9 protein-coding genes and 1 pseudogene are annotated in these 9,233 nt (G+C 68.7%); all 10 read left to right on the top strand.

The window, feature by feature from the left end:
- Nucleotides 1-782: MFS transporter (locus ACIBTS_RS47535; protein ID WP_399327950.1), on the top strand; the 782-nt coding region annotated here is incomplete at its 5' end.
- A gap of 46 nt (nucleotides 783-828) precedes the next feature.
- The gene (locus ACIBTS_RS47530; RefSeq protein ID WP_399327948.1) at nucleotides 829-2,172 is read left to right on the top strand and encodes a D-arabinono-1,4-lactone oxidase; all 1,344 of its coding nucleotides are present in this window, start codon (nucleotides 829-831) and stop codon (nucleotides 2,170-2,172) included.
- Complete coding sequence (locus ACIBTS_RS47525; protein ID WP_399327947.1) at nucleotides 2,108-3,508, top strand: cytochrome P450; 1,401 nt, start codon at nucleotides 2,108-2,110, stop codon at nucleotides 3,506-3,508. Before ACIBTS_RS47530 ends, ACIBTS_RS47525 begins: the two co-directional genes overlap by 65 nt.
- Nucleotides 3,505-4,746 (top strand): NAD(P)/FAD-dependent oxidoreductase, encoded by a 1,242-nt coding sequence (locus tag ACIBTS_RS47520; RefSeq protein ID WP_399327945.1) that lies wholly within the window; start codon nucleotides 3,505-3,507, stop codon nucleotides 4,744-4,746. Before ACIBTS_RS47525 ends, ACIBTS_RS47520 begins: the two co-directional genes overlap by 4 nt.
- Nucleotide 4,747: 1 nt before the next feature.
- The gene (locus ACIBTS_RS47515) at nucleotides 4,748-5,071 is read left to right on the top strand and encodes a 2Fe-2S iron-sulfur cluster-binding protein (RefSeq protein ID WP_399327943.1); all 324 of its coding nucleotides are present in this window, start codon (nucleotides 4,748-4,750) and stop codon (nucleotides 5,069-5,071) included.
- 9 nt (nucleotides 5,072-5,080) lie between these two features.
- Nucleotides 5,081-6,427, top strand: coding sequence for an AI-2E family transporter (locus tag ACIBTS_RS47510; protein ID WP_399327941.1), 1,347 nt, complete (start codon nucleotides 5,081-5,083; stop codon nucleotides 6,425-6,427).
- Nucleotides 6,428-6,621: 194 nt separating this feature from the next.
- Nucleotides 6,622-6,816: pseudogene (locus tag ACIBTS_RS47505) on the top strand (transposase); the annotation flags it as partial.
- Between the two features lie 547 nt (nucleotides 6,817-7,363).
- On the top strand, nucleotides 7,364-8,158 hold the full coding sequence (locus tag ACIBTS_RS47500; RefSeq protein WP_319676229.1) for a DeoR/GlpR family DNA-binding transcription regulator: 795 nt from the start codon (nucleotides 7,364-7,366) through the stop codon (nucleotides 8,156-8,158).
- A 16-nt stretch (nucleotides 8,159-8,174) separates the two neighbouring features.
- Nucleotides 8,175-8,552, top strand: coding sequence for a DUF4406 domain-containing protein (locus tag ACIBTS_RS47495; RefSeq protein WP_399327939.1), 378 nt, complete (start codon nucleotides 8,175-8,177; stop codon nucleotides 8,550-8,552).
- The gene (locus ACIBTS_RS47490) at nucleotides 8,549-9,217 is read left to right on the top strand and encodes an NUDIX domain-containing protein (protein ID WP_399327937.1); all 669 of its coding nucleotides are present in this window, start codon (nucleotides 8,549-8,551) and stop codon (nucleotides 9,215-9,217) included. The genes ACIBTS_RS47495 and ACIBTS_RS47490 overlap by 4 nt, the downstream gene beginning before the upstream one ends.
- Nucleotides 9,218-9,233: the final 16 nt, after the last annotated feature.

Below are 9,233 nucleotides of genomic sequence, written 5' to 3'. Positions count from 1 at the left end.
TCTCCAGCGCCATCTACGGTCCCCAGGCCCTCGGCGTGGTCGTCGGCATAGCCCTCGTGTCGGCCTTCGGACTCTCCCCCATGTCCGGCTTCGCCGTCATCGCGGCCTTGCTGATCGTCTGTCTGGTGCCGTTCCTGGCCGCCCATCGCGACATCGCCTTCAACGCCGAGGCGCCGCTCAGCATCGCGGAACTGCTCGCCTCGATGGGCAGCTCGCTCAGGAACCGGGAATTCGCCTGGGCCTTCGGCGGACGGCTCCTGGTCAATCTGGCGAACTCGCTGGGCACGTGTTACACGCTCTACTTCCTCAGCGACGGCCTCAACGTCCCCGATCCGGCCGGCACCCTGCTGGTCTGCACCGTTCTCTATCTCCTGGCCGGCCTTGTGGCCACCGCCGCCGCCGGTGTGCTGTCCGACCGCCTCGGCCGACGACGGATCTTCGTCGCTCTGGCGGCGCTGCTCCAGGCTGCTTCCGGCTTCCTGCTGGCGAGTGCCCCAAGCCTCACCGTCATGATGGTGGCATCCGCTCTCATGGGCGGCGGCTTCGGTGCGTACATGGCCGTCGACCAGGCTCTGATCACACAAGTGCTCCCCGACGCCGAGAGCCGGGCCAAGGACCTCGGCATCATGAACATCGGCTCGGTCGTTCCCCCGGCGATCGCCCCGTTGATCGCCGGAGCGGTCATCAGTTCGGAACACGGCTACCCACTTCTCTTCGCGCTCGTGGGTGCGGCCGCCGCCGTCGGAGCGGTCCTCGTCTACCGCATCCGTTCCGTCCGCTAGATACGCGCAAGGCACCACCGCCCAGCTCACCGAGGAGGAATAGGACGTGGCAACGACCCGCTACGGCGCGCACGCGGGCAAGGACCGCGCGAACAGGAGTGTGTGGCGGAACTGGGCCGGGAACGTCACGGCCCGCCCGGTGAGGGACGTCGCACCCGCCTCGGTCGATGAGCTCTGCGCCGTTGTGCGCGAGGCCGCCGAGGACGGCCTGCCGGTGAAGCCCGTCGGCAGCGGCCACTCGTTCACCGCCGCCGCCGCGACCGAGGGCGTGCTGATACGGCCCGATCGCCTGAGGGGCATACGCGCCATCGACCGGGAGGCCGCAACCGTGACCGTGGAAGCGGGCACACGACTCAGGGACCTGAACGTCGCCCTGGCCCGGGAAGGCCTGTCACTCACCAACATGGGCGACATCATGGAGCAGACCGTCGCCGGCGCGACCAGTACGGGCACCCATGGCACGGGCCGCAGCTCCGCCGCGATCGCGGCCCAGATACGCGGCCTTGAACTGGTGACGGCAGGCGGCTCGTTGCTCACGTGCTCCGAGAAGGAGAACCCGGACGTGTTCGCCGCTGCACGCATCGGGCTGGGCGCGCTCGGGGTTGTCAGTGCCCTCACGTTCGCCGTGGAACCGCTGTTCCTTCTCACCGCGCGCGACGAACCGATGACGTTCGACAGGGTCACCGCGACCTTCGACGAACTCCACGCGGCCAACGAGCACTTCGAGTTCTACTGGTTCCCGCACACCGACAACTGCAACACCCTGCGCAACAACCGCAGCACAGGTCCGCTCGCCCCGATGGGCCGGTTCCGAGGCTGGTTCGAGGACGAGTTTCTCTCCAACGGTGTTTTCCAGGCAGCCAACTCGCTGGGGCGGGCCGTGCCCGCCGCCGTCCCGGCCATAGCGAGGGTGTCGAGCCGGGCTCTTTCCGCCCGCACCTACACGGACATCCCGTACAAGGTCTTCACATCCCCCCGCCGCGTGAAGATGATCGAGATGGAGTACGCCCTCCCGTGCGAGGCATTGATCGACGCCCTGCGCGAGGTGAAGGCCATGGTCGACCGTTCGGATCTGCGGATCAGCTTTCCCGTCGAAGTGCGTACGGCACCCGCGGACGACATCACCCTCTCCACGGCGTCGGGCCGTGAGAGCGGATACATCGCCGTCCACACCTACCGGGGCATGCCCTTTTGTGAGTACTTCGCCGCGGCGGAGCGCATCTTCACCGCGCACGGCGGACGCCCGCACTGGGGCAAGCTGCACACACGTGACGCCGACTACTTCGCGGCGGCGTATCCGCGCTTCGGTGAATTCACCGCACTGCGTGAGCGCCTCGATCCGGATCGGCGCTTCGGCAACGCATACCTTCGACGAGTCCTGGGCGACTGACCCGGCCCTGTCCACAGCTCATGACAGAAAGGTGGTAGTTAAACCCATGTCCTCCACACAGCTGACTTCGGTGGCAGATCTTCCCGCCATTGAGGACTTGATCCCGTTCGACGATTTCTCACGCGACTTCGTGGAAGCGGCACGGGAGTTGCGGGGCCGAGAAGGAACCGACTTTCTCCGGGGCCCGATGAACAGTCTCGTCGTGCTCCGTAACAAGGACGCCAGGACGCTTGCGGCGAATCCGGCGTTGGGCAACGTGCCCGCGGACATCGTCTTGTGGATGGCCACCGAAGCGGATCTCGGCTCCGGGCCCGTGGCCAAACCGGATCCCGAACAGACCGAAGGGTACGGCAGGTTCCTGCGGAACCAGGTGTTCACCACCAACCCTCCGCTGCATCAGCCGTACCGCAATCTCCTGGTCCGGCCACTGATGCCCCGGAACATCCTCCGTTTCGCTCCCGCCGCCGAACGCCTCGCACAGGAACTTGTCGAGGAGTGCGCCGGGCGCGACCGGACCGACTTCTCCCGGGAGTTCGCCGGGCGGTTCGTCACCCGATTCTGGGCCGAGCAACTCGGCCTGAGCAGGGACCAGGCGGCGCACGTCCAGCACCTCATGGAGGAGATGAGCCTGACGTTCCTGCTCACCCGCACGCCCGAGCAGTCGCAGCGCCTGTTCTCCGCTGCGGCGACGTACATGGACGTGGTCGGAGAAGCCGTTCGGAAGGCCTGGTCGGACGGTGGCAACGCGCTTCTCGACGACATGGCGGCCGAACTCAGCACGATCGACATGGAGGGCAAGCCGGAGGACATCGGCTCGTTGGTGGCCTCGAACTTCTTCGACGGCTTCCACACGATCGGTGTGGCGATCGAGAACGTGGTCTTCCGCATGCTGAGCGACAAGACGGCCCTGGAACAGGTCCGCGCCGACCCGGCGTTGGTCACCGGTGCCTTCTACGAGGGCACACGTCTGGAGTCCCCGCTGATGCTCAGTCAGCGACTGACGCTGCAGGACGTCGAGTACAACGGCGTCCTTGTCCCCGCCGGCACACCGGTCGTCATGATGTGGGCCTCGGCGAATCGCGATCCCGAGGTCTTCGACGACCCCGACAGCTACCGGCTGACCCGGCCTATCCAGCACGGCGCGACCTTCGGCGGCGGTGCCCACCTGTGCCCGGGCAGGAACGTGGCCCGGATGCTCACCGAGACCGCCGTGACCGCGCTGACCGCGCCCGATGTCGATATCGCACTGGTCGGGGACGATCACGAATGGGCGGCCTACTCCCTGATGCGGCAGCTGACGGCGTTGCCGGTCACCATCCGACGGGTGAACCGGTGAAGACCGTCGTCATCGTCGGTGCGGGACAGGCCGGCTCGGAACTGGCCGTGGCACTGCGGCAGAACGGTTTCAGCGACCGGATCCGGCTCGTCGGGGCCGAACCCCACCTGCCCTACCAGCGCCCGCCGCTGTCCAAGGCGTTCCTGCACGGCAAAGTCGAGCAGGTGGCACTGCGGATTCGCGCCCTGGACGCCTTCACCAACGCCGGCATCGAGGTCGAACTCGACACTGCCGCGGTCGGGATCGACCGCCGGACACGATCCGTCGCCCTGGCCGACGGCCGCACGCTGCGCTACGACAAGCTGGCCCTCACCACCGGTGGCAGTCCGCGTCCTCTGCGATTCGGATCCGGCCACGTCGCAGGCAGGACTCTGCACACCCTCGACGACGCGATCGCGCTGCGGCAGGAACTGCACTCCGGTGGCACCCTACTGATCGTCGGGGGCGGATTCATCGGCCTGGAGACGGCGGCCGCCGCTACCGACATGGGGATCGCGGTGACGCTCGTAGAGGCCCAGCCGCGAGTCCTGGCCCGGACGTGCCCACCGGCCGTCTCCGCCTTCGTCGAACGCGAGCACCGCAATCACGGTGTCGATCTGCGCACAGGCGTGTCCGTCCGCAGCGTCGCCCGGCGCGACGGAGCCCTCCTTGCGGAGCTCAGCGATGACACCGTGGTCAGAGCTGACCTGATCCTGACCGGCGTGGGGATTGCTCCGAACGACACCCTCGCCGCCACCGCGCAACTGGCCGTCGACGACGGTGTCCTGGTCGACGCCGTGGCCCGGACCGAAGACCCCGACATCGTCGCCGCGGGCGACTGCACGCGACAGTGGCACGGCTTCCTCGGCCGCAGCGTACGCCTCGAATCCGTCCAGAACGCCACCGACCAGGCCAGAACCGCGGCCCGCACCTTGTGCGGAAAGCCGACCGAGCGCTTCACGGCGCCCTGGTTCTGGTCCGATCAGTACGACCACAAACTCCAGATGGCCGGCCTGCCGCAGACCGGCGACACAGAAGTCGTCCGCGGCGACCCGTCATCGAACTCCTTCAGCGTGGTGTATCTGCGCAACGGCATCATCACCGGCCTGCACGCGGTCAACCGGCCGCGGGATTTCACGGCCGCCCGGCAACTCGTCACGACGCGGGCTGCCATGACCGGGGACGAAGCCGCCTGCGAAGACCTCCCGCTGTCCGAACTGATGAAGCGACACCAATCCACCGCAGAAAGGCGTGCCTGACATGCCAGTGATCAAGTTCATCGAGGCCGACGGAACACCGCACCCCGTGGAGGCCGTCGTCGGCCAGAGCCTCAAGCAAGCGGCACTCGACCATCTCGTGCCCGGCATCATCGGCGACTGCGGCGGCTGCGCTTCCTGCGGAACCTGTCACGCCTACATCGACGACAAACACCTGCCGCTCCTTGCTCCGGCTGACGAAAACGAGGAGATGATCCTCGAAGGCATACCCACCCCACGCACCGCAAACAGCCGCCTCACCTGCCAAATCCCTGTGACAGCCGACATGGCCGGGATGGAAGTACACATTCCCGAGACCCAGTTCTAGGGACGGATCATGTCGCGAGTGCCAGGGCGGCTCGGCCGGCTCGGTGCCGGGCTCACCGAGCTGAGTGAGCGGCGCGCCGGCGTGGACCGGGAGAGTCGGGAGTCACGGAGCGAGCTCAAGGACGTTACGGCCGCCGAAGAGTCCGGCGCGTCCGAGGCACCCCGGGCGGTTCAGGGCGCTCAGGAACGGCAGGGCATCTCAGGGGTGGGGGGAGCCGCCTCGCCGCCTGCGCCCGACTCTGAGTCGCCGTCGGCTTTCGTGTCGCGCCCTGAGCCCGCACTGGCCGTCCCCTGGGGGGTACGGGTCGCCGCCGAGGTCGGCTGGCGACTGCTGGTGCTCGCCGGGACCGTGTGGGTGCTGATGCGGATCATCAGCACGGTCCAGCTGGTCGTGCTCGCCTTCGTCATTGCGCTGCTGCTGACCGCCCTCCTCGAACCCGCCGTCGCCCGGCTGAAGCAGGCAGGGGTGCCGCGCGGGCCCGCGACCGCGCTCACCGCGATCTTCGGGTTCGTCGTCATCGGCCTCATGGCCTGGTTCGTGATCTGGCAGGTCTTGGAAAACGTCGACAACCTCTCCGAGCAGGTCCAAAACGGTATCGAGGATCTGCGCCGCTGGCTGCTCGACGGCCCCTTCCACGTCACCGACAAGCAGATCAACGGCCTCGCTCAGAGCCTGGCCGATGCGGTCGGCGCGAATACGGACGCCATCACTTCGGTCGGACTGGAGGGCGTGACCGTCGTTGTCGAGGCCCTCACCGGCATCCTGCTCACCTTCTTCTCCACCCTTTTCCTGCTCTACGACGGCAAGCGGATCTGGGAGTGGACCCTGAAGCTGGTGCCCGCGAACGCCCGGCCGGGCATGGCCGGCGCCGGGCCGCGGGCGTGGGCCACGCTCACGGCGTACGTGCGCGGCACAGTGGTGGTGGCGCTCATCAACGCCTTCTCCATCGGCATCGGCATCTACTTCCTCAACGTCCCGATGGCCGTCCCGCTCGCCGTGTTCATCTTCCTGTTCTCCTTCATCCCGCTGGTCGGCGCTGTCGCCTCCGGCGCGCTGGCCGTGGTCATCGCGCTGGTCACCCAGGGCGTGTTCACTGCCGTGATGACGCTGGCGGTGGTGCTGGCAGTGCACCAGATCGAGGGCCACATCCTGCAGCCGTTCATCCTCGGCCGCGCGGTGCGCGTGCATCCTCTGGCCGTGGTACTGGCGGTGGCCTCCGGCGGCATGATCGCGGGCATCGGCGGCGCGGTGGTCGCCGTACCGCTGGTCGCCGTCACCAACACGCTCGTCGGTTATCTGAAGGCATACTCCCAGGATTCAGCCCTGCACACGCCTGAGGGCTCGCAGAGGGTGTAGCCCTGCTCGGCACGAAGTTGGCCGCGGAGTCGGTACCGTCGCGGCGATCGGCGCGGCACGTGGTGTCGCCCGGTGCCCTCGGTATCAGGCCCAGCAGGCTGAAGCTGTCCGGCGTCTGAGAACCGTCCACACTACGGGCTACGAACCACCCCTGCGTCCACAGCTCGTCAAGCATCGCGGACCTGCCGGCCTGAATGCCCATGCTTGCCCTCACCGGCAAGGTCCGGCTCTGGGACCCCCGCCGACTGCGGTTCCGCCTGTTCTCCGCGGCCGCCCAGCTGGTCACCACTGGCCGACGCAGGATTCTCTGCCTTACCCGGCACTGGCCCTGGACCGACGAGATCACTACCGCCCTCGAACGAGTCGCGCTCCTGCCCAACCCGGGCTGACCGGAAACCTTCCACCGTCCCAACGACAACATCACCCGCCCCGGGAAGTGGACCCGGCGCACACTCGATGCGACAACCGGGCCGCCGCCCTGCTCACCGTCAACTCCAGGACACGAAAGGGTCCACCGACTCCGTCGGCGGACCCTCGCGAAAGATCGAGGGGGAAAAATTGCGGAAAATACTGGTCACCAGCCTGTCGTGCGTGAGCGATGCGTGAGCGGATGGTGTGGCAGAGACCATCACGACGGGGACTGTGCAGGGAGTAGTACCTGTCCTGACCAGGCAGTTCCGGACACCGAAGAAGCATCCGGAACCACCCAGCAAGATCACACCAGGACTTTTAAATCCATTGGTTGTGGGTTCGAGTCCCACACGGCCTACCGGTGGCGGGGGAGGAAACGCCCTCTTGCCTGCTGCGCAGCGCCTGAGTCGGCTTCGGTCGGCTCGGGCGCTGCTTTGTTTTCAGCTCGTCCTCAGGACCGGGCAGCCTTCCCCCGCTCGAACATCCTGATGTTCGTTCGCTCATCGGCATGGTAGAAATGGCCGCATGGATGTAGCCGACCGTCTCGACCTGACGCTGCGCCTCGTTCAGGGGCAGGAGCCCGGGCAGCGGATCTCCGTGGCCGAACTCGCTCAGCGGCTCGGCGTCTCCGAGATGACCGTGCGCAGGGACCTGGACGCGCTGGAGCGGCAGGGGCTGGTGCGGCGGGTGCACGGTGGGGCCGTTCCCGGGCGGCCGCGTGCGGAGGGCGGCGGCTTCGAGGCGCGGCAGGCGTGGCAGGCGGCGACGAAGGACCGGCTGGGCGCGGCCGTCGCCGCTCTGGTCGAGCCGGGGTCGCGGGTGCTGCTGGACGCCGGGACCACGACCGTGCACGTGGCCGAACACCTCGCCGCGCGGGGCCCGTTGACCGTCGCGGTGCTCAGTCTTCAGGCGGCGCTGCGGCTGGCCGACCGGCCCGGCATCGAGCTGCTCGTCGTCGGCGGTCGCTCGCGTCCCGGTGAGCGGTCCCTCGTCGGGCCGTTGGCCCTGCGCACCCTGGAGTCCCTGGCCTTCGACGTGTTCGTGATGTCGATCGGCGGGGTGCACGCCGTGCACGGCTGGTCGGAGTTCTCCCTGGAGGACGCTGCCGTCAAGCAGGCGGGACTCGGCCAGGCCGCCCGTACGCTCGCCGTCGCCGACGCGACCAAGCTGGGCGTGCGCGCGTTCAGCCAGGTCGCTCCGCTCGACGCCGTGCACACCTTCGTCACCGACGCCGCCGCGGCCGACCCCGCCACCCACCCCGGCGGCCCCCAGACCCTGGACGCCCTGCGCGAGGCCGGCGTCGAGACCCGCCTCAGCTGAGGAGACGTAGACGTATATGACGCCGCTGATGATCCTGGTCGCCGGGCCGTACCGTTCGGGTACCGGTGACGACCCCGCCAAACTCGCGGACAACGTGCGGGCCATGAACGAGGTCGCCCTCGCGCTGTTCCGCGCCGGGCACCTGCCCGTCACCGGAGAGGCGCTCGCGCTGCCCCTGCTGGAGGCGGCGGGCGGCGCCGCCCCCGGCGACCCGCTCTTCGACGAGCTCTTCCACCCCGTCGCCGAACGCCTGTTGGACCGCTGCGACGCGGTGCTGCGCATCGGCGGCCCCTCGCAGGGCGCCGACCGCATGGTCGAGCGGGCCCGCGCCCGGGGCAAGCAGATCTACGCCGGCCTCGCCGACGTCCCGACCCCCGCAGGGAGCCCCGTATGACCGCCGGCATCGACACCCCCGACCCCCGGGGCCGTACCGGACTCGACCGTCAGGGACGTGACCTCACCGGCAACGACCGGGTCCGCATCCTCGACGTCGAGGTCCTCGCCTGCGACTGGTCCGTCCTGCGCCGCACCACCTTCGACTACCGGCACAGCGACGGCCACGTCAGCCGCGAGCAGCGCGAGACCTACGACCGGGGCGACGGCGCGACGATCCTGCTCTACGACCCCGACCGGCGCACCGTCCTGCTGACCCGTCAGTTCCGGCTGCCCGCGTACGTCAACGGACACCCCGACGGCATGCTGCTGGAGACCGCCGCCGGGCTCCTGGACGGCGACGACCCGCAGGAGGCGATCCGTCGTGAGGCCGCGGAGGAGACGGGACGCGCGGTGCCGGACATAGAGCACGTGTTCGACGCGTTCATGAGCCCCGGCTCCGTCACGGAGCGGCTCAGCTTCTTCGCCGCCCCCTACGACGCCTCCGCCCCCGGCGTCGACACGGCGGGCGTGGCGGCCGAGGGCGAGGACATCACCGTCGTCGAACTCCCCTTCGCCGAGGCCCTCGACCTCGTCCGCACGGGCGCGATCGCGGACGCGAAGACCATCATGCTGCTCCAATGGGCAGCGCTGGACGGCCCGTTCGGGCCCGAGAGGGGGCGCTGACGCCCGGTCCGGGATC

Origin of the sequence: Streptomyces sp. NPDC050121 (assembly GCF_044460385.1) — a bacterium.
GTDB classification, from domain to species: domain Bacteria; phylum Actinomycetota; class Actinomycetes; order Streptomycetales; family Streptomycetaceae; genus Streptomyces; species Streptomyces soliscabiei.
The sequence above is the reverse complement of the archived record's forward strand: the minus strand, read 5'-3'. Positions and strand labels throughout refer to the sequence as shown.